The sequence below is a fragment of the Streptomyces sp. A3M-1-3 genome (assembly GCF_024213665.1).
In the GTDB taxonomy this organism is placed as follows: domain Bacteria; phylum Actinomycetota; class Actinomycetes; order Streptomycetales; family Streptomycetaceae; genus Streptomyces.
Genome location: NZ_JANAVP010000013.1, coordinates 25,968 through 52,552 on the forward strand (window position 1 = coordinate 25,968; position 26,585 = coordinate 52,552).

Annotated in this window: 19 protein-coding genes and 4 pseudogenes; 13 read left to right on the top strand and 10 right to left on the bottom strand. The window is 71.6% G+C overall.

Features of this window, described 5'->3' with window-relative positions; genetic code table 11:
- The first annotated feature begins 212 nt into the window (after positions 1-212).
- The gene (locus NLX86_RS16555) at positions 213-1,706 is read left to right on the top strand and encodes a hypothetical protein (RefSeq protein ID WP_254372478.1); all 1,494 of its coding nucleotides are present in this window, start codon (positions 213-215) and stop codon (positions 1,704-1,706) included.
- Positions 1,707-1,745: 39 nt separating this feature from the next.
- On the opposite strand, the gene NLX86_RS16560 is transcribed toward NLX86_RS16555, so the two are convergent.
- Both NLX86_RS16560 and NLX86_RS16565 read right to left on the bottom strand, forming a co-directional pair.
- Positions 1,746-3,188, bottom strand: coding sequence for a PP2C family protein-serine/threonine phosphatase (locus tag NLX86_RS16560; RefSeq protein ID WP_254372479.1), 1,443 nt, complete (start codon positions 3,186-3,188; stop codon positions 1,746-1,748).
- 198 nt (positions 3,189-3,386) lie between these two features.
- Positions 3,387-3,719 (bottom strand): annotated as a pseudogene (locus NLX86_RS16565) (SAM-dependent methyltransferase); the annotation flags it as partial.
- A 236-nt stretch (positions 3,720-3,955) separates the two neighbouring features.
- Here NLX86_RS16565 and NLX86_RS16570 point away from each other — a divergent pair.
- From NLX86_RS16570 to NLX86_RS16585, 4 genes are all read left to right on the top strand, one after another.
- On the top strand, positions 3,956-5,872 hold the full coding sequence (locus tag NLX86_RS16570) for a methylmalonyl-CoA mutase family protein (RefSeq protein ID WP_254372480.1): 1,917 nt from the start codon (positions 3,956-3,958) through the stop codon (positions 5,870-5,872).
- Entirely contained in the window at positions 5,872-8,106 is a 2,235-nt protein-coding gene (gene scpA, locus NLX86_RS16575; RefSeq protein WP_254372481.1) for a methylmalonyl-CoA mutase, read from the top strand. The genes NLX86_RS16570 and scpA overlap by 1 nt, the downstream gene beginning before the upstream one ends.
- Before the next feature lie 4 nt (positions 8,107-8,110).
- Entirely contained in the window at positions 8,111-9,100 is a 990-nt protein-coding gene (gene meaB, locus NLX86_RS16580; protein WP_254372482.1) for a methylmalonyl Co-A mutase-associated GTPase MeaB, read from the top strand.
- A 120-nt stretch (positions 9,101-9,220) separates the two neighbouring features.
- Positions 9,221-10,087 carry a DMT family transporter gene (locus tag NLX86_RS16585; protein ID WP_254372483.1) on the top strand — a complete coding sequence of 289 codons (867 nt, stop codon included), beginning with the start codon at positions 9,221-9,223 and terminating at the stop codon, positions 10,085-10,087.
- 51 nt (positions 10,088-10,138) lie between these two features.
- On the opposite strand, the gene NLX86_RS16590 is transcribed toward NLX86_RS16585, so the two are convergent.
- Positions 10,139-10,390, bottom strand: coding sequence for an SCO4226 family nickel-binding protein (locus NLX86_RS16590; RefSeq protein WP_254372484.1), 252 nt, complete (start codon positions 10,388-10,390; stop codon positions 10,139-10,141).
- 130 nt (positions 10,391-10,520) lie between these two features.
- Between NLX86_RS16590 and NLX86_RS16595 the strand changes: the two genes are divergently transcribed.
- From NLX86_RS16595 to NLX86_RS16610, 4 genes and pseudogenes are all read left to right on the top strand, one after another.
- The gene (locus tag NLX86_RS16595; protein ID WP_254372623.1) at positions 10,521-11,345 is read left to right on the top strand and encodes a metalloregulator ArsR/SmtB family transcription factor; all 825 of its coding nucleotides are present in this window, start codon (positions 10,521-10,523) and stop codon (positions 11,343-11,345) included.
- A 70-nt stretch (positions 11,346-11,415) separates the two neighbouring features.
- Complete coding sequence (locus NLX86_RS16600; protein WP_254372485.1) at positions 11,416-13,623, top strand: xanthine dehydrogenase family protein molybdopterin-binding subunit; 2,208 nt, start codon at positions 11,416-11,418, stop codon at positions 13,621-13,623.
- 9 nt (positions 13,624-13,632) lie between these two features.
- Positions 13,633-14,091, top strand: a complete 459-nt coding sequence (locus NLX86_RS16605; protein ID WP_254372486.1) for a (2Fe-2S)-binding protein — start codon at positions 13,633-13,635, stop codon at positions 14,089-14,091.
- A 169-nt stretch (positions 14,092-14,260) separates the two neighbouring features.
- Positions 14,261-14,551: pseudogene (locus tag NLX86_RS16610) on the top strand (beta-1,3-glucanase family protein); the annotation flags it as partial.
- Here the strand turns inward: NLX86_RS16610 and NLX86_RS16615 are convergent.
- The gene (locus NLX86_RS16615) at positions 14,482-15,033 is read right to left on the bottom strand and encodes a cytochrome P450 (protein WP_254372487.1); all 552 of its coding nucleotides are present in this window, start codon (positions 15,031-15,033) and stop codon (positions 14,482-14,484) included. The pseudogene NLX86_RS16610 and the gene NLX86_RS16615 overlap by 70 nt on opposite strands.
- 367 nt (positions 15,034-15,400) lie before the next feature.
- Between NLX86_RS16615 and NLX86_RS16620 the strand changes: the two genes are divergently transcribed.
- Positions 15,401-16,231: a hypothetical protein gene (locus NLX86_RS16620; protein ID WP_254372488.1), complete on the top strand. Its 831-nt coding sequence runs from the start codon at positions 15,401-15,403 to the stop codon at positions 16,229-16,231.
- A 105-nt stretch (positions 16,232-16,336) separates the two neighbouring features.
- Entirely contained in the window at positions 16,337-17,035 is a 699-nt protein-coding gene (locus tag NLX86_RS16625; RefSeq protein WP_254372489.1) for a hypothetical protein, read from the top strand.
- Positions 17,036-17,038: 3 nt separating this feature from the next.
- Here the strand turns inward: NLX86_RS16625 and NLX86_RS16630 are convergent.
- Together NLX86_RS16630 and NLX86_RS16635 are read right to left on the bottom strand one after the other, a co-directional pair.
- Positions 17,039-17,484: pseudogene (locus tag NLX86_RS16630) on the bottom strand (SRPBCC family protein).
- Between the two features lie 20 nt (positions 17,485-17,504).
- Positions 17,505-18,146 carry a TetR/AcrR family transcriptional regulator gene (locus tag NLX86_RS16635; protein ID WP_254372490.1) on the bottom strand — a complete coding sequence of 214 codons (642 nt, stop codon included), beginning with the start codon at positions 18,144-18,146 and terminating at the stop codon, positions 17,505-17,507.
- 56 nt (positions 18,147-18,202) lie between these two features.
- Between NLX86_RS16635 and NLX86_RS16640 the strand changes: the two genes are divergently transcribed.
- Together NLX86_RS16640 and NLX86_RS16645 are read left to right on the top strand one after the other, a co-directional pair.
- Positions 18,203-18,592, top strand: a complete 390-nt coding sequence (locus NLX86_RS16640; protein WP_254372491.1) for a DUF6463 family protein — start codon at positions 18,203-18,205, stop codon at positions 18,590-18,592.
- 109 nt (positions 18,593-18,701) lie between these two features.
- Positions 18,702-19,136: a hypothetical protein gene (locus NLX86_RS16645; protein ID WP_254372492.1), complete on the top strand. Its 435-nt coding sequence runs from the start codon at positions 18,702-18,704 to the stop codon at positions 19,134-19,136.
- An 8-nt stretch (positions 19,137-19,144) separates the two neighbouring features.
- Here the strand turns inward: NLX86_RS16645 and NLX86_RS16650 are convergent, their stop codons facing one another.
- The 4 genes and pseudogenes from NLX86_RS16650 to NLX86_RS16665 all read right to left on the bottom strand — a co-directional run bounded on the left by NLX86_RS16650 (position 19,145) and on the right by NLX86_RS16665 (position 26,505).
- Entirely contained in the window at positions 19,145-19,405 is a 261-nt protein-coding gene (locus NLX86_RS16650; RefSeq protein WP_254372493.1) for a DUF6296 family protein, read from the bottom strand.
- Positions 19,406-19,465: 60 nt separating this feature from the next.
- Positions 19,466-21,973 (bottom strand): SpoIIE family protein phosphatase, encoded by a 2,508-nt coding sequence (locus NLX86_RS16655; protein WP_374213894.1) that lies wholly within the window; start codon positions 21,971-21,973, stop codon positions 19,466-19,468.
- Positions 21,974-22,078: 105 nt separating this feature from the next.
- Positions 22,079-23,677 (bottom strand): sigma-70 family RNA polymerase sigma factor, encoded by a 1,599-nt coding sequence (locus NLX86_RS16660; protein ID WP_254372495.1) that lies wholly within the window; start codon positions 23,675-23,677, stop codon positions 22,079-22,081.
- Positions 23,678-23,814: 137 nt separating this feature from the next.
- Positions 23,815-26,505 (bottom strand): annotated as a pseudogene (locus tag NLX86_RS16665) (SpoIIE family protein phosphatase).
- Positions 26,506-26,585 lie beyond the last annotated feature (80 nt).

A 26,585-nucleotide genomic window follows, 5' to 3' on the forward strand; every position in this document is an offset into this window, starting at 1 on the left:
GTGCCGACGAGTTACGTGCGCTGCCCCGGCCGGCGGCCGTACTTCACCCTGGGGAATGCGGTCCGGCCGCCGGACGGGGTGGCGCGTTCCTACCTGACACCCGCCCGCGGGTGGCACACCATCTGGCGCACCCTGGCGAACCCTGGCGAATAGTCCCAGCGCATCTGACAGGGGGTTACTGTCGAACTCAGCCGAGAACCTGGGGGCTTGAAGTGACCGGAGAACCCAACACCCGCCTGTCCGACCTGTTCGGCCTCGTCGGCTGGTCCAAAGGCGAACTCGCGAGACTGGTCAACCGGCAGGCGGCGGCCATGGGCCACCCCCAGCTGGCGACCGACACCTCGCGCGTGCGGCGCTGGATCGACATGGGCGAATCGCCCCGCGATCCCGTGCCCAAGGTGCTGGCAGCTCTGTTCACCGAGCGACTCGGCCGTGTCGTGACCATCGAGGACCTCGGGTTCGGCCGGCACGGGCGTACAGGTAGACGGCGCGACGTCGGGAAGCCGGACAACCCCGACGGCCTGCCGTGGGCGCCCGAGCGGACGGCAGCGGTCCTCACCGAATTCACGGGAATGGACCTCATGCTCAACCGACGCGGCCTGGTGGGCGCGGGCGCCGCGCTCGCCGCAGGCACCGCACTCAGCAGCGCCATGCACGACTGGCTCCACACCGATCCGACCCTCACCACCGACGCACCGCGTTTCGACGATCCCCTGCACGCCGACCCCGCCGGATTCGACCGCTATGAGGCCGCCCCCATCGGGTCCCAGGAGATCGAGGCACTGGAGCGTTCGGTCGAGGTCTTCCGCGCCTGGGACGCGTCGCGTGGCGGCGGGCTACAGCGCAAGGCCGTGGTGGGACAGCTCAACGAGGTGGGCGGCATGCTCGCCTACCGCCACCCCGACCACCTCCAGCGCCGCCTCTGGGGTGTCGCCGCCAACCTGGCGGTGCTCGCGGGCTGGATGTCCCACGACGTAGGCCTCGAACCCACCGCGCAGAAGTACTTCGTGATCGCCGCCCACGCGGCCCGCGAAGGCGGCGACCGGCCCCGCGCGGGCGAAGCCCTGTCCCGGGCAGCCCGGCAGATGGTCCATCTCGGCAAGCCGGACGATGCCCTGGACCTGATGAAGCTCGCAAAGTCCGGCTCGGGCGAGCAGACCCTGCCGCGCACCCGCGCCATGCTGCACACCATCGAGGCCTGGGCTCATGCGTCGATGGGACGCGGTCAGGCGATGCGGCGGACCCTCGGCGAGGCCGAAGAACTCTTCGTGTCCGACAAGGGCGACGTACCGCCGCCCAGCTGGATGCAGATGTTCGACGAGGCCGACCTGCACGGTATGCAGGCGCTGGCCTTCCGTACGCTCGCGGAGCACGACCCCTCCGCCGCGGCCACCGCGCAGCGGCACGCCAAGGAGGCGCTCAGGCTCAGGGAGAACGGCCGGCAGCGTTCGAAGATCTTCGACTACATCTCACTCGCCTCGGCCTGCTTCATCGCCGACGACCCGGAGCAGGCCGACCGGTACGCCAGGCTGGCCCTGGTGTCGATGGGGGAGACCTCCTCGCACCGCACGTGGGACCGGCTGCGCGAGATGTACCGGCTCACGGGTCAGTACGCGGGATACGCGAAGATCCAGGATCTGCGCGAGGAAATTCAGCTGGCTCTGCCGAGGAGCCCCGCCAAGAGAAGCAGGACCTCGCAGATCTGACCCGGACCGACGACTACGAGATCTGACCCGAACCGACGACTACGAACCGATCCGGGCGATCAGCACACAGGCGTCGTCCTCACGCTCGGTCGTACCGAACTCCTCCACGACCGTCCGCACACAGTCCTGCGCGCTGCGCGCCATGGCGAAGCGGGGGGCGAGAGCGAGGAGCCGGTCGGGGCCGCCCGTCTCACTGAACTGCACACTCCTGGCCGCCAGTCCGTCCGTGTGCAGTATCAGTACATCACCGGGCCGGAGCTGTTCCTCGGCCTGTCCGTACGTGGCACCGGAGGTCGCCCCGAGCAGTACGCCCTCAGGCGATGTCAGCGCCCGCCCCGTCCCGCCGCGGAACAGCAGCGGGGCGGGGTGCCCGGCCTGGGACCAGGTAAAGGCCCGGGTCACGGGGTTGTAGCGGCAGCACACGGCGCTGCCCAGCGCCGGCTGTACGGACGTTTCGAGCAGCTGGTTGAGCCAGCCCATCAGCGGGCCGGGCTGAATGCCGGCCACCGCCATACCGCGCAGCGCCCCGAGCAGCATCGCCATCCCGGAGGTCGCCGTCACCCCGTGCCCGGTCAGGTCCCCGACGGTGAGCATCGACTGACCGTCGGGCAGTTCGAGCGCGTCGTACCAGCCGCCGCCGATCAACGCGCTGGTGGCGGACGGCAGGTAGTGGGCGGCCAGGTCCAGTGCGCCGGAGCGGCCGTGCGGGAGTCGCAGAGAGCCGCGCCAAGGGGGCAGGACGGCCTCCTGCAGCTCAACCGCGAGCCGGTGCTCGGTCTGCGCGATGTGCCGCTGGCGCTGCAGGGAATCACGCGATTCGCGCACCGCCCGCTGACTGCGGCGCAGTTCGCTGACGTCGCGCAGCACCGCCCACATGGACGCCGTACCGCCGTCCTCGTCGAGCACCGGCTCGCCCATCATGTGCAGCGTACGCACGCAGCCGTCAGTGCGTACGATGCGGAACTCACCGTCGATCGGCCGACCGTCGACCAGACAGTCCGTCACCATGGCGGTCAGTAGACCCTGGTCCTCCGCGAACAGCATCGAAGGCAGTTCGTCCAGGGACAGCGGACCGCTCTCCGGTGAGCGCCCGAAGATCTGGAACAGCTCCTCGGACCAACTCACCTCGTCCGTCAGCAGGTTCCACTCCGCGCTGCCCACCCGGCTGAGCAGGGAACCCTGCCCGGCGTCGGACGGCAGCGCGCCGGGGAGGACCGCGCCCGCCTCCTCTGCGGGGGGCGGGGGCGGCAGCCCCTCCTTGAGCTGTCCCAAGTGCTCGCCCAGGTCGTCGAGGTGATGGACCGCCAGGTCGCACAGCGCGCGCTGCCAGCGTCCCTGCGCATCGTCCTCGTCGACCACGGCGTCGCGCCGTACCGCGTCCACATCTCCGCGCAGTCTGCGGGTCTGCGTGATGAGAGCGTCGACGGACCCGCGCTCGGGCGGCTGTGCGGCGTGACGGTCCGCGAACAGATGGGACGGCATGTCGTACTCCGATACAGGGCGCGGCGCGGCCAAGTCTCAAGGGAAGGACCAGTTACGACTGTTGCACAGGCAGCGATGGGCCGTAAGGGATTTGGCAACACCCGTTACGGTGGTGCCTCCGGCATATGCCAAAGGCCTTCCGGTGACCATGGTCCATGGCCGCCGTACGACCGGCGTCCGACCGCTGTGCCGCGTTGCTCAGCCGACCGGGATCAGCGGGAGACAGGCGAGCCCGAGAATACCGCGACAACCGCGCAACCAGGAGGCGCGGTGCCGGTCGAGCCGTTCCCGGGTCGCCTCGGCCGAGGGGTGGCCGGCATGGGCGGCGAGCCATTCCTCCGCGTCCGCCTGGTACCCGGATTCGAACTCCTCCCATTCGTCGTTGTCCGCCGTCTCGATCCACTCCGGACGGAATCCGGCCCCGACCGCCGCGTCGACCAGGCCGGCGAGGTCGAGATGGTCGTTCGCCGAGGCGCCCGGCCACATGGCAGCCAGTTCGGCGGGTGAGGGTGTGCGCTCCCAGAAGCCCTTGGCCCAGTGGCACGCGCTCAAGGAGGGGGCGCGGATCGTCCGGTGGAATCCGGAGCTCCCGTGCAGCCACACCGCGCACGCGCGCTTCCTGGACACCGTGGCCAATGCCGTCGAGGCGTTCGGGGACACCCGACTCTGACTCAGGAACGCATGTTGGATCAAGACCGGACCGAAGAGTGCAAGGTCACAGTCGTTCTCTCTGCTGAGCCGTCGGGGCGCTGGCCTAGCATGCGGGCATGACGGTCATGCCTGACGACGGGCTCTCTCTGGCCGCCGAATTCCCGGATGCGACCCACGAGCAGTGGCAGAGCCTTGTCGAAGGCGTACTGCGCAAGTCGGGCGCCCAAGATGTCTCGGGTACGGCGGTCGAGGACGCTTTGTCCACTGCGCTCCAGGACGGGCTCTCCACCCGCCCGCTCTACACCGCGCGAAGCGCCGCGGACGACACTGACGACGACACGGACGACAACACGGACGAACTGGGCTTCCCCGGCTTCGCGCCGTTCACCCGAGGGGGCAGGCCGGAAGGCGGCGTCGTCTCGGGATGGGACGTACGGCAGCGTCACGCCAGGCGCGACCCCGCCCGGACCAACGACGCCGTCCTCGCCGACCTCGAGAACGGGGTCACCTCACTGTGGCTGTCCGTGGGCGCCGCAGGTGTGCCGGTGTCCGGTCTGAGCGCCGCCCTGGACGGCGTCTACCTCGACCTGGCGCCCGTCGTGCTGGACGCGGGAGCCGAGTTCGACGCCGCCGGGCGCGAGTTGCTCCGGATCTACGGCGAGCGTCAGGTGCCGCCGGGCGCCGCGCGTGGCAACCTCGGCGCCGACCCGCTCGGCCAGGTGGCGCGCACCGGACGGGAGTCGGGCCTCGCCGGGCAATCGGCCGCGGCCGCCGAACTGGCCGGAGTGTGCGTTCGCGACTTCCCCGGCGTACGCGCCCTCACCGTGGACGCGCTGCCGTACCACGAGGCCGGCGGGTCCGCCGCCGAGGAGCTGGGCTGCTCGCTCGCCACCGCCGTCGCCTACCTGCGCGCACTCACCGCGGCCGGACTGCCCGCGGACGCGGCCTGCGGCCAGCTGGAGTTCCGGTACGCGGCCACCGCGGACCAGTTCCTGACCATCGCCAAGTTCCGTGCGGCCCGGCGGCTGTGGGCGCGGGTGGCGCAGGCCTGCGGCGCACCCGAAGCCGGTGCGCAGCGCCAGCACGCGGTGACGTCCTCGGTGATGATGTCCCGACGTGACCCGTGGGTGAACATGCTGCGCACCACGGTCGCCGCGCTGGGCGCCGGAGTCGGCGGAGCCGACGCGGTCACCGTGCTCCCCTTCGACCACGCGCTCGGCCTGCCGGACGCGTTCGCCCGCAGGATCGCCCGTAACACCTCCACCATCCTGGTGGAGGAGTCGCACCTCGCCCGGGTCGTGGATCCGGCCGGCGGCTCCTGGTACGTCGAGCGGCTCACCGACGAACTCGCCCGCGCGGCGTGGTCCTGGTTCCAGGAGATCGAGCACGCGGGCGGCCAGGCGGCCGCGCTGCGCAGCGGCCTGGTGGCCGGACGGCTGGCCGGCACCTGGGAGACCCGCTCCCGCGAACTGGCCAGTCGGCGCGAGCCCATCACCGGCGTGAGCGAGTTCCCGAACCTGGCGGAAGCACCCGTGGAGCGGGACCCGGCACCGGCCGAGGAGGCCGGGGGCCTGCCGAGAGTCCGCCGCGACGAGGCGTTCGAGACCCTGCGGGCCCGATCCGACGCACATCTGGCCGCCACCGGTGCCCGCCCGCGGGTGTTCCTCGCGGCGCTGGGACCGGCTTCGGCGCACACGGCGCGTGCGACGTTCGCCGCCAATCTCTTCCAGGCCGGCGGTATCGAGCCGGTGCACGATCCCGTCTCGGTCGACCCGTCGTCGGCCGCCGAGGCGTTCACCCGCAGCGGCGCCGCGGTGGCGTGCCTGTGCTCCGGCGACAAGCTGTACGCCGAGCAGGCGGAGGCCGTCGCCGCCGCTCTCAAATCCGCCGGAGCGCAGCGGGTGTTCCTCGCCGGGCGGCCGGGCGAACACCGCGAGGCGTATCTGCGGGCCGGAGTCGACGCGTTCGTCTTCGCGGGCGGCGACGCGGTCGCCGTTCTCTCCTCCGTACTCGACGACTTGGGAGTGGCGTGATGCAGGCCGGTACGGAACAGCCGGGAGCGATCCCCGACTTCTCCGGCGTCGAGCTGGACCCGGACGACGTCACCCCGGCCGCAGGCGCGGACCAGTGGCGTACGGCCCTGAAGGAGAGCACCGGCAAGGGCGACGACGAGCTGGTGTGGCAGACCCCGGAAGGCATCGGGGTCAAGCCGCTGTACACCGGACAGGACCTGGAGGGCCTCGACTTCCTGTCGACGTACCCGGGCATCGCGCCGTATCTGCGCGGTCCGTACCCGACGATGTACGTCAACCAGCCGTGGACGATCCGGCAGTACGCCGGCTTCTCCACCGCCGAGGAGTCCAACGCCTTCTACCGCCGCAACCTCGCCGCCGGACAGAAGGGCCTGTCGGTCGCCTTCGACCTGCCCACGCACCGCGGCTACGACAGCGACCATCCCCGTGTCACCGGTGACGTCGGCATGGCGGGCGTCGCCATCGACTCGATCTACGACATGCGGCAGCTGTTCGACGGGATCCCGCTGGACCGGATGAGCGTGTCGATGACGATGAACGGCGCGGTGCTGCCCGTTCTCGCGCTGTACATCGTGGCCGCCGAGGAGCAGGGCGTACCGCCCGAGAGGCTGGCCGGGACCATCCAGAACGACATCCTCAAAGAGTTCATGGTCCGCAACACCTACATCTATCCGCCTCAGCCCTCCATGCGGATCATTTCGGACATCTTCGAGTACACCTCGCAGAAGATGCCCCGCTACAACTCCATCTCCATCTCCGGCTACCACATCCAGGAGGCCGGAGCCACGGCCGACCTGGAGCTGGCCTACACCCTCGCCGACGGCGTGGAGTACCTGCGCGCCGGGCTGGACGCCGGACTGGAGGTGGACGCGTTCGCTCCGCGCCTGTCGTTCTTCTGGGCGATCGGCATGAACTTCTTCATGGAGGTCGCCAAGCTGCGCGCGGCCCGCCTGTTGTGGGCCAAGCTGGTCAAGCGCTTCGACCCCAAGAACCCCAAGTCGCTGTCGCTGCGCACCCATTGCCAGACCTCTGGCTGGTCGTTGACCGCCCAGGACGTCTTCAACAATGTGACCCGTACGTGTGTGGAAGCGATGGCCGCCACCCAGGGACACACCCAGTCGCTGCACACCAACGCCCTCGACGAGGCGCTGGCGCTGCCCACCGACTTCTCCGCCCGGATCGCCCGTAACACGCAGCTGCTGCTCCAGCAGGAGTCCGGCACCTGCCGGGTGATCGACCCGTGGGGCGGCAGCGCGTACGTCGAGCGGCTCACCCACGACCTCGCCCGCCGTGCCTGGCAGCACATCGAGGAGGTCGAGGCGGCCGGCGGCATGGCGAAGGCCATCGACGCCGGTATCCCCAAACTGCGGGTGGAGGAGGCCGCGGCCCGGACCCAGGCCCGTATCGACTCCGGACGGCAGCCCGTCATCGGCGTCAACAAGTACCGGGTGGACAGCGACGAGCAGATCGACGTGCTGAAGGTCGACAACTCCTCGGTACGTACCCAGCAGATCGAGAAGCTGCGCCGGCTGCGGGAGGAGCGGGACGAGGCGGCCTGCCAGGCGGCACTGCGCGCCCTCACCGCGTCCGCGGAGCGGGGCGCCGGCCGGGACGGGGGGCTGGAGGGCAACCTGCTCGCCCTCGCGGTCGACGCGGCCCGCGCGATGGCGACGGTCGGCGAGATCTCCGATGCCCTGGAGAAGGTGTACGGACGGCACGCCGGGCAGATCCGTACGATCTCCGGTGTGTACCGCAACGAAGCCGGCAGCTCCCCCGCTGTGGAGCGCACCCGCGGCCTGGTCGAGGAGTTCGAGACGGCCGAGGGGCGTCGGCCCCGCATCCTGGTCGCCAAGATGGGCCAGGACGGCCACGACCGCGGCCAGAAGGTGATCGCCACCGCCTTCGCCGACCTCGGCTTCGACGTGGACGTCGGCCCGCTGTTCCAGACCCCGGCGGAGGTGGCCCGGCAGGCCGTCGAGGCGGACGTGCACATCGTCGGTGTCTCCTCGCTGGCGGCCGGTCACCTCACCCTCGTACCGGCGCTGCGGGAGGAGCTCGCCGCCGAGGGCCGGGAGGACATCATGATCGTCGTGGGCGGTGTGATCCCGCCCCAGGACGTCGAGACGCTCCTTCAGGCCGGGGCCGCCGCGGTCTTCCCGCCCGGCACGGTGATCCCCGATGCCGCCCATGACCTGGTGAGCACACTGGCCGCCGCTCTCGGCCACGAGCGGTGAGCCGATGCCACCCACGATCGACATCGACACCTATGTCAAGGGCGTGCTGGACGGTTCACGGGCGTACATCGCCCGTGCCATCACGCTCGTCGAGTCCACCCGCGCCGACCACCGGGAGCTGGCGCAGCGGCTGCTGACCGCGCTGCTGCCGCACACGGGGGCGGCGCGGCGGGTCGGCATCAGCGGCGTGCCGGGCGTGGGCAAGTCCACCTTCATCGACGCACTGGGCACGCTGCTCACGGGCCGCGGCCACCGGGTCGCCGTACTCGCCGTGGACCCGTCCTCCAGCCGGACCGGCGGCTCCATCCTGGGCGACAAGACCCGGATGGAGCGCCTCGCCGTGGACCCGGCCGCGTACGTACGGCCCTCGCCGACCTCGGGCACGCTGGGCGGCGTGGCGCGGGCGACCCGCGAGAGCATGATCGTCGTGGAGGCCGCCGGTTTCGACGTGGTGCTCGTCGAGACCGTGGGCGTCGGCCAGTCGGAGACCGCGGTCGCCAACATGGTGGACTCCTTCCTGCTGCTCAGCCTCGCGCGGACCGGGGACCAGCTCCAGGGCATCAAGAAGGGTGTACTGGAGCTTGCCGACGTGATCGCCGTCAACAAGGCCGACGGACCGCACGAGCGCGACGCGAAGTCCGCCGCGCGTGAACTCGCCGGTGCGCTGCGCCTGATGCATCCGGTGGACGCCGCGTGGACGCCGCCGGTGCTCAGTTGCAGCGCGCGGGAGGGGAGCGGACTGGACACCGTGTGGGAGCGGCTGGAGCAGCACCGGACCGTCCTGGACGCGAGCGGCCGGCTGGCGCGCAAGCGCAGCGACCAGCAGGTCGACTGGACCTGGACGATGGTCCGCGACCATCTGCTGGACCATCTGCGCGCCCATCCCGGAGTCCAGCGGCTCGCCCCGGCCCTCGAACAGCAGGTCCGCGACGGGGAACTGACCGCCACGCTGGCCGCCGACCGTATCGTCGGAGCGCTCGAACTGCCGAGGTGACCCGGCCGTCGTCGCGGCGCGCCTCCGGGTGCGGCTCGGGGAGCAGGGCGGCGGGTGCCGGGTCACTATGGCGGAAGGGCTGTTCTGCCAGTGGCCCCGACTGGAGGTCTCACGCGGCGTATGGGCGTATTTCTGCCAGTTCTCTTCGCGCTGTGCGCGGCACTCAGCAACGCTGTCGCCACCGTGCTGCAGCGCATGGCCGCGCTCACCGTGCCGCAGTCCGAGGGCTTCCGGCCGGGCCTGCTGCTCGACCTGCTGAGGCGTCCCGTCTGGCTGGCGGGGATGGGCGCCGTCATCGCCGCCGGAGTCTGTCAGGCGGTGGCCCTCGCCACCGGCCCGCTGTCGCTCGTACAGCCCCTGTTCGTGCTGGAGCTTCCGCTGGCGCTGCTGGTTGCCGCGCTGCTGATGCACCATGGCCTGCCCCGTGCCGGCTGGGTGGCCGTGGCCTGTGTGGTGGCCGGCCTGGGGATCGCCCTCGCGGCGGCTTCGCCGTCCGGTGAGCGTACGCACGTACCACTCGACCGGTGGATCCCCGCCCTGGCCCTCTGTGGCGCGGCCATGGCGGCTCTCACGGTGGCGGGCCTGCGGCGGCCTGTGGGCGGGGCCCGCGCCGCGTGTCTCGGCGCGGCCACGGCCATCGGGTACTCGCTCACGGCGGCGCTGATGAAATCGGCCATGCACATCCTGGACGACGAGGGGCTGGGTGCCTTTCTCTCCACGTGGCAGACCTACGCGTTCGCGGCGACGGGCTTGTGCGCCCTGCTTCTGCTGGAGCACGCGATGCAGGGAGGCCCCCTCGTCGCCTCGCAGCCCGCGCTCACCCTGGGGGACGCGCTGGTGAGCCTCGCTCTGGGCGTGACCCTGTATGAGGAACACATCCGCGCCGGGTGGTGGCTGCTGCCGGAGCTGCTCGGCCTCGCACTGATCGCCGTCGGCGCCGTCTCACTCGCGCGGATGCCGTTCACCCGGTCCCTGATCGCCTCCTGAACCTGGTGGGCCGCGACGTGGGTTGCGCCTCGGCCCATCGGCGTGTCTGGCCTACGAGACGTAGAGCGGCACGGGGTGCACCTCGGTGACCGGGTGGCCGGCCCGCTCGTGGATCCGCATGACCGCTTCCTTCGAGGGCGCCTCGGACAGGCAGTACACGGTCCCCGCCTCGGGGTCCGCCCACGCCTGCTCGAAGTGCACGCCCTCCTCGCTCTCGATGGCCAGGTCCGCGCGGTGCGCCGCCGAGAGCTGTTCGGCGGTGATGCCCTTCATGCCGTGGTGGACATCCATGAATTTCGTCATCGCCCGCCACCTCCGGATTGTCGTCGGCCCATTTCCCTTCCATCGTGCGCGCCCCCGCGCCGATGCGACCACTGGGCGACGACTGGACATGCAACCATTGGGTTGCCTATCGTGGAGGTGAGGGGTGACGATGGACGCGGTGTTCAAGGCGCTCGCCGACCCGAGCCGCAGGCAGCTGCTGGACCGGCTCAATGCGCGCGGCGGACAGACCCTGCGGGAGCTCGGCGAGGGCCTCGACATGAGCAGGCAGGCGGTGAGCAAGCACCTGGCTGTGCTGGAGTCCGCCCTGCTGGTCACCTCCGTGCGGCGGGGCCGGGAGAAGCTGCACTACCTCAACCCCGTGCCCATCCAGGAGATCGCCGACCGCTGGATCGGGCAGTACGAGCGCGGCCGGTTGGCCGCGCTGTCCCACCTGAAGCAGACCCTGGAAGGACCAGCCATGACCAAGCCGGAGTTCGTCTACGTGACGTACATCCAGACCACCGCCGAGAAGCTGTACCAGGCGCTGACCGACCCTGAGTTCATCAAGGTCTACATGGGCGGAACCGGGCCCGAGTCGGACTGGCAGGTGGGCTCGACGGTGAAGTGGAAGTGGGACCCGGCCGGCGAGTTCGAGGAGCTCGGCCAGCGGGTGCTCGAGGCCGAGCCGGGCAAGCGGCTCTCGTACACCTGGCACACGCTCCAGCCCATGCACCGCAACATGTTCGACTTCGAATCGGACGAGGCGTTCGAGGCAGCCCAGCAGGAGCGGTCGAAGGTGACCTTCGACATCGAGCCCGCCGAATACCCCGAGATGGGCACGAAGCTGACCATCACCCACGACGGCTTCGACAGCCCGGACAGCAGGATGCTGGAAGGCGTCAGCGGCGGCTGGGTCATGATCCTTTCGGCGCTCAAGACCCACCTGGAGGGCGGCAGGCTGCTCTCTGAGCAGACCACTCCCGCCGACCGGTGAACAGTCGGTACGCTACCTGCCGGTAGCCGCCGGAGAGCCTCCGGCGCCGGGGCGGGCGGACGGAGCACTCATGGCGGATCACGGCAGACGCCGGTTCCTCACCTATCTGGTCGCGGCACCGACGCTGGCCGTGGCCACGCGCTTCGGACTCGACGGCGTCGACCCGCCCACGGCCCAAGCCGTCGTACCGACGCCGCCCGCCCCGGCCGATCTGGTCGACCTCGGCGACGTCCTGATCCTGGCCGGAGCGCCGACCGCCGGCATGCTGGTCCTGGGCATCGGCGAGGACGGGCTCGTGCGGTTCCGACTGCCCCGCGAGGAGGTCGGCCAGGGGCTGACCACGGCCGTCGCGATGCTGGTGGCCGAGGAACTGGACGTACCACTGTCCCAGGTGCGGGTGGAACTCGACGACGCCCGGCCGGAGTTGCTGTTCAACCAGCTGACCGGCAGCTCCAACTCGATCCGCTCGCTGTACGATCCGGTCCGCCACACCGCGGCGGCCGCCCGGGCGCGTATGGTCGCCGCCGCCGCCGACCGGTGGGGCGTACCGGCCGGCGGGCTGACGACCCGTGGTGGCGCCGTCGTCGCACCGGACGGGCGCACCGCCGCGTACGGGTCCCTCGCCACCGCGGCCGCGGCGCCGGCCCTCGGCGTACCGGCCGCCACACCCAAGCCGGAGTCCGCGCACACCCTCGTGGGCACCCCGACCTCCCGTATCGACGCACGGGCGATGGTCACCGGCCGCCAGGAGTACACCCTCGACCTCGATGTGCCGGGCGCCAAGCCGTGCATGGTGCGCCGCCCGCCGACCCTCGGCGGCACCGTGAAGGCGGTGCGCAACGAAGCCGCCGTCCGGGCCATGCCCGGCGTCCTCGACGTCGTCGTCATCCCGACCGGGGTGGCCGTCGTCGCCGAGACCTTCGGTCAGGCCCTCGACGGCAAGAACGCCCTCGACGTCGCCTGGGGTGCGGGCACCGTCGACACCCTCTCCGACGACGGCATCCGCGCCCGGCTCCGGGCGGCGACCGCGCCCCTGGTGGTGCCGCCGCTGCTCACCGCCCACCTCGACGCCGAGTTCGACTTCGCGTTCGTCAGCCACGCACCGCTGGAGACCAACTCCGCCGTCGCGGACGTACGGGCCGACCGGGCGACGATCTGGTCCGGGCTGAAATCGCCCATCGTCGCCCAGCAGACCATCGCGGCGGCCGTCGGCCTGCCCGTGGACAAGGTCACCGTCCATGTGGTGCAGGCCGGCGGATCGTTCGGCCGGCGGCTGTTCTTCGACGCGGCGCTCGAAGCCGCGCAGGTGTCCAAGGCCGGCGGCCGGCCGGTGCGTCTGATGTGGTCCCGGATCGACGACACGCGGCACGGGCGGATGCGCCCCGCCACCCACCACAAGATCCGCGCCACCTTCGCGCTGGGGCAGGTGCTCTCCTTCGAGCACCGGGTGGCCGCCGTGGAGACCGACTTCCGGCACGGCCTCGGCGAGATCCTCACCGCGACCGCGGCGAGCCTTCCGCCGGGCATCGGCAACGCCGGATTCGCGCAGACCCTCTTCCTGACGACGGTGAAGTCGCCGTACCACTTCGGCCTGACCACCCAGGTACTCACCGAGGTACCGCTGAAGATGCCCACCGCGTCATGGCGTTCGGTGTACTCGGCGAACACCCGCGGGGCGGAGGAGATCGTCGTCGACGAGCTCGCCGCCAAGCTGGGCAAGGACCCGGTGGCGTTCCGGCGCGCCTTCCTCAAGACCGCCGCACAGCGTGCGGTGCTGGACAAGGTGGCCGCGGAGGGCGGCTGGGGCCGGGACATGCCGGCCGGCTGCGCACAGGGTGTCGGCTTTCATGAGGAGTACAAGTCCCGTACGGCCTGCCTCGTCGAGCTCGACGCGCGGGACCCGGGAAATCCCCGGGTCACCAAGGCGGTGATCGCCGTCGACGTCGGCCGGCCGGTCAATCCGCGCGGGCTGGAGGCGCAGCTGCTCGGCGGGCTGACGGACGCCATCTCCACCACCCTGCGGGCCGGGCTGCACATCGACAAGGGGCTGCCCCTGGAGGGCAGTTACTCGCAGTTCCGCTACGCACGGCAGAAGGACTCGCCGCCCGAGGTACGGATCTTCGTCCTGCCGGCCACCGGCGAGCCGGGCGGCGCGGGAGAGCTCGGTGTCCCGGCGGCGGTCGGCGCGATCGCGAACGCCTACGCCCGGGCGACCGGCACCCGGCCCCGCCGGTTCCCGGTCAATTTCGACGTCGACTTCACCCCGTTCCCGCGCTAGGAGCTTTCCGTGCCGTCACACACCTTCACCGTCAACGGGAAGTCCGTCACCGTGGACGCGCCCGACGACCTGCCCCTGCTGTGGGCCCTGCGCGACCTGCTGGGGATCCGCGGGCCCAAGTACGGCTGCGGCGTCGACGTCTGCAAGGCATGTACCAGCCACCTGGACGGCGAGGAGGTACGGCCGTGTGTCGTGCCGGTCTCCGAGGCGGCCGGCCGTCAGGTCACCACCATCGAGGGGCTCGCCGACGGCGAGCGTCTGCACCCGGTGCAGGAAGCGTGGCTGGAGCAGGATGTCGCCCAGTGCGGTTTCTGCCAGCCCGGTCAGATCATGGCCGCGGTGGCGCTCCTGAAGCGGACGAAGAACCCGACGGACGCGGACATCGACGCGATCGCGAACGTGTGCCGGTGCGGTACGTACTTCCGTATCCGTGAGGCGATCCGCAGCGCGGCGAGGAAGATGAGCTGAACGGTTGCCCCGTCGCAACGAGTTGTGAAGGATTCGAGATTCTGAGAGGCGCTCTCAGCTACATTTCTTGACGCCCCCTGCGGAGCTGGGAACTGTGGTGCACACCGCAGGAGGCGTCCCCCGATCACCTGCTGTCTCCTGCGTCCCCCCACACCACCGGGAGACCCTCGTGATATCGCGCAGAACATCCCTGGCCGGCACGGCCGGCGCCGCGACCGCACTCACCTACCCCGCCTGGGGCAGCGCTCTCGGCCCGTACGCCGCTGCCGCACCCCCCACCTGTGAACTGGCCCTGGAGAACAAGTCGTTGCCGGGCCAGGTCAACGCGTACGTGACCGGCCACGAGCAGGGGTCCGGCCGCTGGGTACTGCTGCGGGCCAACGGCAGCGTCTACCGGCCGGAATCACCCGCGCAAAGCCCCCATACGCCCCTCCCGGTCGACTGCGCCATCCCGCTGCGCGCGCCGCCGAAGAGGGTGCGTACGGCGATGCGCTGAGTGAGCGCCAGCATCTCCCGTCGTACGTCGAGTCGTTGACCGGGCTGCCACGTCTCTGCCAGTTCGGTGGCACAGTCCGTCATCGTCAGTGCGTACGAGCGGACCTGGCGCGGGCGCACGGCGGGCTGGACCAGGGCGCGCTTACGGCGCCAGGCCGGTCCTTCCGAGGCGACGACGCCGTCGCCCAGTACGAGCTTGAAGGCCCAGCCGAGTTCGGGATGACGGAAGACGGTCTCGATACCGGTGAGCAGTTCCCCGATGTGCTCGGGCCGGGAGAGGAAGAGGGCGCGCTGCGGCCCGAGCCGCCACTCGACCACGTCGCCGCAGCCGCGCAGCCGGGTGAAGAAGCCGAGCGGATCGCGGGCGAAGGCGGGCAGGTTGCCGAGGAGGAGCAGTCGGCGCGGCCCGGGGACCGGCACGGTGACGGGCGGCGTTCCAGTGGTCATTCGGCGGTTCCTCGGCGGTCAACGGTGCGGCGGTGCGGCGGGCGGCGGTGCGGCGGTCAACGGTGCGGCGGTCAACGGTGCGGCGGGCGGCGAGCAGCGCTGGTGCGGACGGGACACAGCAAATCGCGGAACAGCGACTGATGCCAGCGGGCGTCGGCGTCCTGGTCCCGTGCCCGGAGCCCTGCGCCCGGGATGCTCGACAGGCAGGGCTCATTCCGGCCCGCCTCCTCCCACGGCCCACCTCCTCCCACGGCCCGCGCCGCAACGCGCCCGCCCCGCGGTGACGCCGACCACGGACCGGGCGGACACGTATCATTACCCTACGAGCCCGTGATATGGCTGCGGCGGGCTCGCGGAGGAACGAACCATGAACGCAAGCCGGAACGGCACCAGCCCGGGCAAGACGCGGTTCGACCACATCTACAACGAGCCGGACCCCCGCGCGTACTTCGGCCGCCTCGCCCCGCTGGAGTACGAGATACCGCAACACGCCCAGCCCGTCTTCCGCCGCACCCGGGCGGAGCAGGCGGCCGCGGCCGGCACCGACGGTCCCGTGACCGTCCTCGACCTCTGCTGCTCGTACGGCATCAACGCGGCCCTGCTCAACCACGACCTGACCCTGGCCGACCTGTACGCGCACTACACGGCCCCACGGGCGCAGGGCCTCGGTACGGCCGAACTCATCGAGCGGGACAAGGAGTTCTACGCCTCGCACCGGCGCGCGGACGCGACACCGGTCGTCGGGCTCGACACCGCCGACCGCGCGGTCGGCTACGCGCTGGCCGTCGGCCTGCTCGACGAGGCGTACGCCGAGAACCTGGAGGAGCTGCCACCGAGCCCCGGCCTGCGGCACGCTGTCGCGGGCGTCGGGGTGATCACGGTCACCGGCGGTGTCGGGTACATCACCCGGCGCACCTTCGAGGCGCTGCTGCGCTGTGCGCGGCTGCCCGTCCGGGTGAGCGCGTTCGTTCTGCGGACGGTCCGGTACCAGCCGGTCGTCGCGTGCCTGGACTCCTTCGGGCTGATCACCGAGACGGACCCGTCCCGCACCTATCCGCAACGCCGGTTCACCAGCGGGCTGGAGCAGCGCAGCGCCATCAGAGCGGTCCTGCTCGCCGGTGAGGACCCGGCCGGACTGGAGACCGAGGGCCGCTACTACGCCCGGCTCTACGAGTCCCGCCCCCGCGACGCGGCCTGACGCGATGTGCCCTCCCCGGCACGTCTGTGGTTTGACGGCGCCCGCCGCGGCTACTCGGCAGGCGACATCCCGCCGCGTGCGGGGCCGTTCACCGGAAGGCATGCCATGTCCACCGGCGTCGTCATCATCCTGGTCGTCGTCGCGGCGCTCATCCTCGCTCCGGTCGTCGCCCGTCCGCTCGCGCCCGGCCGCCGCGGCCGAGGCGGAGGCCGTGACCTGCGCCGCCGCTTCGGACCGGAGTACGAGCGGGCCGTGGCCCAGCACGACGGCGACACGAAGGCCGCCGAAAAGGATCTCGGCGAGCGGCTGCGCCACCACGAGGTCCTCGAAGTACGGCCGTTGACGGTCGAAGCGCACACCCAGTACGTCGCAGCGTGGGCGGGCATCCAGGAGAAGCTTGTGGACTCGCCCGCGCAGGCGGTGGCCGACGCGGACCGGTTGCTCGGCGGGCTCGCGCGCGACCGCGGCTTCCCGGACGACGAGCACGACGCGCGGGTGACCGCGCTCTCCGTACACCATCCGCACCACGTCGACGGCTTCCGCCAGATCCACACGGCCGCCCGCCGGGCCTCCGAGGGAGGGGCGGGGACGGAGGAGCTGCGCGAGATCCTGGTACGGGCCCGCGCCCTCTTCGAGGAGCTGGCCGCGGACCGCACGGGCGGCGAGCACGGCCGGCACGGGGGGAGGGCCGGGTCCAGGGCAGGGTCCACGTCCGGGGCCGAGGAGAGGGCCGGAACCGGTCGGCGCGGTGCATGGTGGGCCGGGCCGAGTCGCCGCGACACCACCCGGGGGAGCACCTCGTGACGCTCAGGACGCTTCGACGGCTGCCTTGATCCGCCGGCCGAAGGCGTCGGCGTCCTTGCGTGCCGCGCCGAGGGCCAGGCCTGCGATGAGCTTGCCGGCACCGCGGCCCTCGAGGACGTTGAAGATCCTCGGCCGGGTCGTGCCCTCGGCGGTGGATTGCAGGTCGTAGCCGCCCTCACTGGCCGTCAAGAGGTTCTTGGAGATCTCGGTCCAGCGGATTCTGTGGGGCGGCTCGAACTCGCTGATCCGGGACTCCCGCCGGGTCTTCGTCCCGGCGTTCTTGACCGTGCTCCGTAGACCGTGCCCACCGCGGTCGGTCCGTCCGTCGTCTTCGCGATCTGCAGCACCCTGGGGCTGAACCTGGGATCGTTCTCGCCGTCGGCGAGGAAGGCGAAGAACTCGCCGATCGGGCGGTTGATCTCGACCGTTGCCTCGAACTGACCGGCCATCAGGGTGCGGCGTGCGGGCATCATTCCAGACCCGCCCCGAAACCCCCGGCAGCCTCGTCGCGGGGTGTGTGCCGGTGCGAGGCCGGCGGCTCGGCGTCCAGTCCGGCGGCGAGTCCGGCGGCGACCACCCGGCCCAGGTGTGCGGACAGGCCGTGCGGAGCTCTGTGCTGGAGGTACAGCGTGGTGAAGACCGGGCCGCTCACCAGGGCATGGACGAGGTTCACGTCCGGGACCGCCTTCAGCTCGCCGCGGGCGACCGCCCGTTCCAGGAGCCGGGTGATGCCCTCCTGTTCGCGGACGACGAAGGTCTCGTGGAAGCGGGCGGCCAGCTCGGCCGACGTGCCGATGTCGGCGACCAGCCCCAGCACCGCATTCGTGGCCGCGGGCGCGCTGAGGTGTTCGACGATCTCCTGCACGAGTGCCGCCAGGTCGCCCTCCAGACTCCCCGTGTCGGGCGGGTCCGGCAGGTCGGGGGCGTGCACCGCCGCCGCGAACACCATTTCCTGTTTGGTCGCGTAGCGCCGGTAGATGGCGGCCTTGCCGATGCCGGCGCGCTCGGCCACGGCGTCCATCGTCAGCCCGGCGTACCCGGCCTGCGCCAGCAGTGCCCGGGTCGCCGTGAGGATCGCCTCGTCCACCCGGCTGTCTCTCGGTCGTCCCATGCCCGCATGATACGGTACCGCCAGTTTCGAAACCGTCGGTCTCGTAAGGGGGAGTCATGGGTCGCTGGGCGGGCTGGATCCTGATCGTCATGGGTGCCGGGCACCTGGTAGCACTCGGCGTACAGGACGGGGAGTACGTCGACGAGTGGTTCACCGGAGCCCTGTGGGGGCTCCCGCGTGAGGAGTTCATCCATCCCAGCGGCGCCAACGGCGCGTTCTGGATCGTGGTCGCGAGCTTCGCGGTCCCGCTGCTCCTGCTCGGGCTGCTCATCACCCAGCTCGCCCGCCGGGGCGTGGTGGTACCGCAGTCCATCGGCTGGGGCCTGGCCCTGTGGTGTGTGGTGGGCGCGGCCATCCTGGAACCGACACCGCTGGTGCTCGGCCTGGTCCCCGCGGCGCTGCTGATCCGCGAGGCGCGGCAGCGTCCTCTCACGCCGTCCCGGTGAGCGGGCCGACGCCTGACACGCCGGTCGGGTGCGGCAGATGATGGGCGGTCCGGGTGAAGGGTGCCCGTGGACCTGGGGTTAACACCCTTCACCGGGGCAGGCTGCGGTGATGGACAACGAGCCGCAGCCCGAGGGCGCCCATCCGGTACTCCTGTACGTGGACACGCTTCGTGCGCGTATGTCCGAAGAGGAGTTCGGACTGCTGATGAGGATGATCCGGCCCACCCTGGCCGCCATCTCCGCGCACGAGACCGGGACGATCGACATCGACCTGGGTGAGGACGACGCCAAGGTGACACCGGCGCTCAGAGACGAGGTGGCCACGGTCATCACCATCGCGCTGACCGGAAGGATGGACCAGCAGTTCGTCCAGGTCGACGTCGACGACGCGGGGCATCCGGTCCGCGCCATGGTGGACGCCGAGACCGCGGACGATCCGGCCAAGCTCCAGGAGCTGCGCGAGTGGGCGCGCAGCCGCCGCGCGGAGGACAGCGCGCTGCGTGGAATCGCCGAGGCCAGCGGAATGAACGACGAAGAGCCCTAGAAAGGGTCTTACGTGTCGGGCCCCGCCGGCTCGGCCACCGGGCGGGCCTGCACCGCTGACGGGTGCTCCTGATGGGCTCCGCTGGCGATCATCCGCACCTCCGCGCGGTCGCTGATCTCCGCCTGCACGATCCCTGTGTCGTCGACGTAGACGGGGTGGCCGCCCGGCCCCGTCCGGTCGCTTCTGTGCACGACCACCAGATCCTCGCCCGCCGCGTCCGGGAGGTCGGTGCCGCTGAACACCAGTTCGTAGATATTGGCCTGCCCCATGGCTGCTCCCTCGTCCCGTTGGGCCCCGTCCGATCGTAAGACTCTTCACCCGAAATGGTGTTATGGGGCCTCCGTCCACCGGGCCGCGAGCAGCAGTGCGATGTCGTCGGGCCGGTCGGTCGCCTGCCGGGCCTCACGGATCAGCCGGTCGGCGGTGTCGGTGAGGGTGGCCGAGCCGATGCTCGCGAGCGTGCTGCGCAGCCGGTCGATGCCTACGTCGATGTCGGCGCCCGCCTCCTCCACCAGCCCGTCGGTGTAGAGGGCCAGCACCGCGCCCGGCTCGAGCCGCAGGCCGGTGACCGGGTACGACGCCCCGGCGTCCACGCCGAGTACGACCCCGCCGGCCAGGTCCAGCACCTCGGTCCTGCCGTCGGGATGGCGCAGCAGGGGCTGGGGGTGCCCGGCCCGTACGGCCTGCGTGGCGCCCGTCTCCGGGTCGAGGACGATGTAGCAGCAGCTGGCGAACTGGCCAGGGTCGAGGCCGATGAGCAGCCGGTTGGTGCCGCCCATGACCTGCTGCGGGTCGAGCCCGGCGAGGGCGAAGGCGCGTACGGCGCTGCGGAGCTGTCCCATCGTGGCGGCGGCGGCCACGCCGTGACCCTGCACGTCTCCGATGACCAGGGCGAGCCCCCGGCCGGTGTCGATGACGTCGTACCAGTCGCCTCCGACGTCCATGCCCTGGGTGCCGGCGAGGTAGCGCCCCACCGTGTCCACGTTGCCGAGTACGGGCAGCCGGTGCGGCAGCAGGGCGTCCTGCAGACCGCGGGCCAGCGCCGCTTCCGTGTCGTAGCGCCGGGCTCGCTCCAGAGCCTGTGCGATGAGGCCGGCGAGCGCGGTGAGGACCGTGCGCTCCTCGGGGCTGAAGCCGCGCGGCTGGTCGAAGCCGAGGATGCAGGAGCCGACCGGGCGCCCGGAGGCGATCAGCGGCAGGAACGCCCTGGCGCCGACACTGGCGTCCAGCGGGATGCCCGGATAGGCGTCGGCCAGGCGTTCCATGGACTCGAAGAAGATGGGGCGTCCGGTGGTGAGCGTCTCGACGCCGGGCAGCCGTGCGTCGAGGGCGACGCCGTCGAAGCGGTCGAGGAAGCCCTTCGGGAAGCCCGTCTCCCAGGCCAGGTAGAGGTGCCGTTCGCTCAGTACGTAGATGGCGAGCTGCCGGCCGCCGAACGCGGGCAGCAGCTCCTCCGTCACCACCGCGGACACCTGACGTGCGGTGACGGCCTCCGTCAGGGCGATGGCCAGGGCGACCGGCCGGTACAGCGCTGCCGCCCGGTAGGCCGGGGAGCCCAGCCCGCGCCCGGGTGTGGCGACCGACCCGGGCGCGTACGCGGGTTTTTCCGCCGCCGTGACCGTGACGGTGATGCCGTCGTGGCCCGGGTAGAGCGACACCGACAGCCACTCCTGCGCAGCGCGGCGGGCCAGGAAGTGGACGGAGTCGTGGGAGAGCAGCGCCGCCCGGTAGTGATCCTCGTAGGCAGGGTGGGCGAACCAGGGCAGGACCTCCCACAGGACGCGCCCCATCAGCTCGGGCCTGGTACGTCCGAGCAGGGAGGCCGCACTGTGGTTGGCGTACGTGATCCGCCCGACCCGGTCGAGGGAGAAGATGCCCTCCGGCAGCCGGTCGGGCGCCTCGGCGACGATCGGTCCGGTGCCCAGGTCCACCAGATGGCCGCTCAGCCGGCGCCCCGGACCGCTACCGTGCGGCGCGCGGCGGCACGAGAGTTCGACCAGGCGTGCCTGCCCGTCGGCTCCCAGCAGGCGCATCCTGCGCACCACCGGCCGGGTGGATTCGGCTGCCTGCCGGGCGACGGTCCACAGCCCGTACACGTCCTCCGGCGCCACCCGCACCGACAGTGCCTCGATGGTGCCCGGGAAGCCCGCCGGATCGATGCCGAGGATCGCGCACAGATCCTCGTCCCCGGTCAGCGTGCCGCTGTCGACATCCCAGTCGAAGTGGCAGATCCGCACCTGCTGGGTGGTCGTCGCGGGCATCTGGACCAGCAGCGGCTCGCCGTTCCATTCGACCGTCGTGCCGTCCGCGGCGAGCTCCGCGAGGGCGGTGCCGAGCCGTTCCGCGGCGTCGATCATCCGGCGCCGGTCGGCGTGACCGACCGGAATTCCAGGTGTGGCGGGGCGCAGCACCACCAGCACCCCGAACTTGTCGCGGCCGCTGGTCATCGGGGCGTACAGCGAGCCGAACGGGAAAGGCAGACCGGCCATGAGCTGGGGGAACCGCCGCATCGCCTCCTCGGCGTCGGCGAGGTTGATGGGCTGCCCCGAGCGGTAGGCCTCGGCCACCGGGAACGGCCGGTTCACATGCATGCGCCACCAGGGGCGGAGCAGCTGGCCCGGCAGTCCCACGAGTACGGCGAGCCGGAGCAGGCCGGGGGTGCCGGAGCGCAGATAGACGCCGCCGGCGTAGCCGCCGGTGGCTTGAATCACCTGTACGGCGGCTTGTGCGAGCACCAGGCCGAGTTCGTCAGGAACTCGGCCGCTGCTGTTCGCTGTCCCGGGCACCGCCCCGCTCGCACTCGGCGGGGTGTGCCCGGCAGCGCCGTACCGGGTCACACAGCAAGGATGCTCCAGGGCGGCCGTGCCGCGCACCTCAGGGCGCTGCGCGGGTTGCCGGCGTCCGGATCGCCGTCCCGTTCGCCGTCCTGCCCGGGGGCCGGATCAGCGGGCGCCGAACTTCTGGGTCCACCAGGGCCCGCCGGAGCTGTCGTGGATACCGATCCCGACTTCCTTGAAGGCGCAGTTGAGGATGTTGGCCCGGTGTCCCGGGCTGTTCATCCAGGAGTTCATCACCTGTGCCGGGCTCTGCTGGCCACGGGCGATGTTCTCGCCGTACGTACTCCACCGGTATCCGGCGGCGGTGATGCGTTCGCCGGGGCCGGCCCCGTCCGGGTTGGTGTGGTCGAAGAAGTCGCGGGCCGCCATGTCCTTGGAGTGGCTCTGAGCGGCGCTCTGCAGCTGCGCGTTGGAGCTCACCGGTCCGCAGCCCTGCTTGGCCCGCTCGTTGTTGAGCAGGGAGATGACCTGCTGGACCGGGCCCGACTGCGAGCTGCCGCCGCCCGCCGGGGGCGCCGGCTGTTGACGGACCGTGGTCCTGGCCGGAGTGGGGCGCGGGGAGGACTTCTCCGGTGCGGTGGACTTCACCGGCTTCTTGCTCGGTGTGGCCGTGGGGCTCGGCGAGCTGCTGGGGGAGGCGGTGGCCGTAGGCGACGGTGTGAGCGTCCGGGGAGCCGCCGAGGTGAGCGCCGAGGCGGATGCCGGCCCCGACCGGTCCTCCTGCGGGGCGCCCGCGGCAAGCCGGAAGGCGCCTGCTGCGCCGGCGACCACTGCGATCCCCGCGACCGCCCCGATCATCCGGCGCCGACGGCGCAGGCGATGACGCCGGTCGGTCCTGGATTCGGTGCCGCGCCCCTGTCCCCGCCCGGGTCCGCCGATCGCCGCCACCGGCTCGGCAGCGAGGCCGACGGCGCCGGCCTCGCCGCCCACGCCGTGCAGCAGGGAAGCGGCCACGGGTACCAGAGCGAGTCCGACGAGCAGCCCCTCGGCCGGCACCAGGCCGCTCCAGTGCCCGGAACAGACCGCGCACTCCCGGGCATGCCGGGCGATTCGCTTGCGCCAGAGCGCGGACGGTGTGCCGTCCCAGGGCGTCAGCACCGGCCTCAGCTCCGCGCACAGCGGCACCGTGGACAGGGCGCGCACGACTACCCGGGCCGATTCCAGCTGCGCCTTCATCCGCTGCACCCGCACCGCGGTGTGCTGCGGGGACAGCTCCAGGGCGGCGGCCACCTCCGCGCGCGTGAGCTCGCCCGCGGCCTCCAGCCACCAGAGCGACAGCAGCGCGTGGTCGTCGGGGTCGAGCCAGCGGGTGGCCTCGGCGGCTTCCCGGCGCTGCCCGGACAGGCCCAGCTGCACGATCGTCAGGTCCACGAAGTCGGCGCCCGGATCGGCGACGTCGTGGGCGTCATGGAGTCCGCCGGAGGGCGGCGCAGACTGCCGCGCGTGCCAGTGGCGGCGTATCTGGTTCATGGTGATGGCCACCAGCCAGGACCGGAAACTCTCCGGTGCCCGCAGCGCGGACAGTCCGTCGAGCGCGCGGAGCATGGTCTCCTGCACCACGTCGTCGACATCGGCATGACCGTTCAGCGCCCGGCCGGCGATGTTGTACACCAGCGGCAGATACGCGGCGACGAGTTCGTCCTGCGCCCGCTGGTCTCCGGTCTGCGCCGCCACCACCAGCGCGGCCCCGCGGTCACTGTTCATGTCCTGCCCACCCTGTTTCCTCGGCCCGAGCCGACTGCCTCCAACACCTGGGAGATCGTCCGGCCCTCGTCCGATAACAGAAAACGCGGTTCGCGCCTGGGGGTTTGGCCGACGGGCGCCCTGGTCGAACACAGACCCTAACGGGTCGAGCCGGCCGGGGCCGCTTCCCCCAGAAGTTGCTCGGCCCAGATGATCTTGCCTTCGGCGGTGTACCGGGTGCCCCAGCGTTCGGCGAACTGGGCGACGAGGAACAGCCCCCGCCCGCCTTCGTCCAGCAGTGCCGCCCGGCGCAGATGCGGCGACGTACTGCTGGCGTCGGACACCTCGCAGACGAGCACGTCACTGTGCAGCAGCCGGACCCGGATCGGCGCGGCGCCGTACCGGATGGCGTTGGTGATCAGCTCGCTCAGGATGAGTTCGGTGGTGAAGGCGAGCTCTTCCAGGCCCCATGCGCCGAGCCGACGGGTGACCTCGGAGCGTACGGCGGCGACGGCCGCCGGGTCGGAATCCACGCTCCAGTGGGCGACCTGGGCGGAGTCCAGCACCCGGGTGCGGGCGACGAGCAGCGCGATGTCGTCCTGGCCGCGCGAGGGGGCCAGGGCGTCGAACACGGCCTGGCACATCTCCTGCGGGGTCCGCCGCCCGCGGGCCGGCTCCTCCAGGGGCGGCGCAGGCGATCCATCCCCTCGTCGATGTCCCGGCCGCGTTCCTCGACGAGCCCGTCGGTGTACAGGACCAGGCTGCTCCCCGCGGGCAGCCGCAGTTCGGTCGCCTCGAAGGGCATGTTCCCCGGCGCCCAGCGGCGGTCCCGCGGGCACGTGCGGGAATTCCACCGAGCGGTCGGGGCGGGCGAGCGCCGGGCCGGGATGGCCCGCCCGGGCCAGGGTGCAGTGCCCCGAGGCGGATTCGTAGACCGCGTACAGGCAGGTGGCGCCGGTGACCTGCCAGCTGTCGTCCTCCGGCGCCTCGCCCTCGTCCATCGCCGTGACGAGATCGTTGAGATGCCCGAGCAGTTCGTCCGGGGGCAGGTCGAGCGAGGAGAAGTTGTGTACGGCCGTACGCAGCCGGCCCATGGTGACGGCGGCATGCAGGCCGTGACCGACGACATCACCGATGACCAGCGCGACGCGCGCACCCGGCAGTGGAATGACGTCGAACCAGTCGCCGCCCACTCCGGCCTGCGCGGGCACATAGCGGTGGTCGACCTCCAGGGCGCCGTTCTGCGGCAGGGCGTGGGGGAGCAGGCTCCGCTGGAGGGTGACGGCCGTGGTGTGCTCGCGCGTGAAGCGGCGCGCGTTGTCGATACTGAGCGCCGCCCGCGTGGCCAGTTCCTCGGCGAAGGACAGGTCCTCCGTCTCGAAGGGGACGGACTCCTCGGCCCGCCAGAAGTTGACCATCCCCAGGACGATGCCCCGCGCCCTCAGCGGCACGGTGAGCAGCGAACGGAATCCGTCCTCCAGCGCGCTCTGCGCCCCGGGCGGGTCCTGCGCCCGCCAGCCCTGCGCGGTGGTCAGGTCGGCCTCCAGCACCGCGTGGCCCGAGTCGAGTCCCGCCGCCATCGGCGTACCGGGTACGACATCGATCCGCGTGCCCGCCGGGTCCAGGGCCGAAATCTCCCGGATCCCGCGCACGGCGGTGCGCCGCATACGGGTCGCCGTTCCGGCCGGCTCCTCACCGTGCAGTACGGGCTCCAGCAGCTCCACCGTGACGAAGCCGGCGAACCGGGGCACGGCCACCTCGGCGAGTTCCTCCGCGGTCCGCACCACGTCGAGTGTCGTCCCGACCTGGAGACCGGCGTCGTACAGCAGTTTCAGCCGCTCCCGTGCCACCTCGGCGCGTCCGGCCAGGGCGCGCAGTTCGGTGGAGTCCCGCAGCGTCACCACACTGCCTTCCAGCCCGCCGTGCGGCTGGGTGGGCCGCACATTGACCGCCAGCAGCCGGTCCCCGGCCAGATGCACCGCGTCGGTCACGGCGGTGCCCCGCGCCAGCAGCGCGGCGGTCTCGGGCGCGAGCCCGAGATCCCGCACGTGACGCTGCTCGGATTGGGGCGGCAGGTCGAGCAGCCTTCGCGCCTCGTCGTTGGCCATCAGCAGGACGCCGTCGCCCCCGACGATCAGCACGCCCTCCCGGACGGCATGCAGAACCGCCTCGTTGTGTTCGTACATACGAGTCATCTCGGCCGGCCCGAGGCCATGGGTCTGGCGCCGCAGGCGTCCGCTGACCAGGGCCGCTCCGACGGTGGCCAGAACCAGCGCGGCGGCGGTGACGCCGAAGAGGAGCGGCAGCTGGCGGTCCACGATGTCCGCGACATTCCCGATCTCGATGCCGGCTCCGACCAGACCGACGACGGAACCGTCGGCGTCCGTCACCGGCACGATCGCCCGCACGGCGTCGTTGGGATCGCCTTTGTAGACCTCCGTGAACGATTGGCCCGCCACCGCCCGACTGAGGTCGCCCTCCGCCCGTTCGCCGATCAACTCCGGCTGGGAATCCGTGTACCTGAGCCCCTCCGTGGTCATCACCGCGATGAAGTCGACGTTCGAACCCACCCTGGCGCCCTCGGCGAGTGGCTGCAGCTCGGCGGTGGGATCGGGAGACCGCAGGGCCGGTACGAGGCCCGGGGCGTGCGCGAACGATTCGGCGGCGGCGAGGGAGCGGTTCCGGGCGTCCCGCACGCTGTCCGACCTGGACTGGAGTACCAGCGCGACGGCCGCGGCGGCGACGAGCAGCACCACCAGTACCACCTGGAGGCCGAACACCTGGGCGGCGACGCTGCGCCGCAGACCCCAGCGGGCAGGGTGAAGCTCAAAACGCCTGAAAAGCTCCATCACCTCTTATTTCTAGCACCGCCTCACTTCGCGCCGTGCCGTGGCACCCTGGGCGTCGTACCGTGGAGGAACCGAGACGC

Bases quoted from the DNA above. Each gene is read 5' to 3' on its own strand.
- NLX86_RS16560 (WP_254372479.1), bottom strand. From the start codon at position 3,188: ATGCCGTCCCATCTGTTCGCGGACCGTCACGCCGCACAGCCGCCCGAG.
- NLX86_RS16570 (WP_254372480.1), top strand. From the start codon at position 3,956: ATGACGGTCATGCCTGACGACGGGCTCTCTCTGGCCGCCGAATTCCCG.
- scpA (WP_254372481.1), top strand. From the start codon at position 5,872: ATGCAGGCCGGTACGGAACAGCCGGGAGCGATCCCCGACTTCTCCGGC.
- meaB (WP_254372482.1), top strand. From the start codon at position 8,111: ATGCCACCCACGATCGACATCGACACCTATGTCAAGGGCGTGCTGGAC.
- NLX86_RS16585 (WP_254372483.1), top strand. From the start codon at position 9,221: ATGGGCGTATTTCTGCCAGTTCTCTTCGCGCTGTGCGCGGCACTCAGC.
- NLX86_RS16590 (WP_254372484.1), bottom strand. From the start codon at position 10,390: ATGACGAAATTCATGGATGTCCACCACGGCATGAAGGGCATCACCGCC.
- NLX86_RS16595 (WP_254372623.1), top strand. From the start codon at position 10,521: ATGGACGCGGTGTTCAAGGCGCTCGCCGACCCGAGCCGCAGGCAGCTG.
- NLX86_RS16600 (WP_254372485.1), top strand. From the start codon at position 11,416: ATGGCGGATCACGGCAGACGCCGGTTCCTCACCTATCTGGTCGCGGCA.
- NLX86_RS16615 (WP_254372487.1), bottom strand. From the start codon at position 15,033: ATGACCACTGGAACGCCGCCCGTCACCGTGCCGGTCCCCGGGCCGCGC.
- NLX86_RS16620 (WP_254372488.1), top strand. From the start codon at position 15,401: ATGAACGCAAGCCGGAACGGCACCAGCCCGGGCAAGACGCGGTTCGAC.
- NLX86_RS16625 (WP_254372489.1), top strand. From the start codon at position 16,337: ATGTCCACCGGCGTCGTCATCATCCTGGTCGTCGTCGCGGCGCTCATC.
- NLX86_RS16635 (WP_254372490.1), bottom strand. From the start codon at position 18,146: ATGGGACGACCGAGAGACAGCCGGGTGGACGAGGCGATCCTCACGGCG.
- NLX86_RS16640 (WP_254372491.1), top strand. From the start codon at position 18,203: ATGGGTCGCTGGGCGGGCTGGATCCTGATCGTCATGGGTGCCGGGCAC.
- NLX86_RS16645 (WP_254372492.1), top strand. From the start codon at position 18,702: ATGGACAACGAGCCGCAGCCCGAGGGCGCCCATCCGGTACTCCTGTAC.
- NLX86_RS16650 (WP_254372493.1), bottom strand. From the start codon at position 19,405: ATGGGGCAGGCCAATATCTACGAACTGGTGTTCAGCGGCACCGACCTC.
- NLX86_RS16660 (WP_254372495.1), bottom strand. From the start codon at position 23,677: ATGAACAGTGACCGCGGGGCCGCGCTGGTGGTGGCGGCGCAGACCGGA.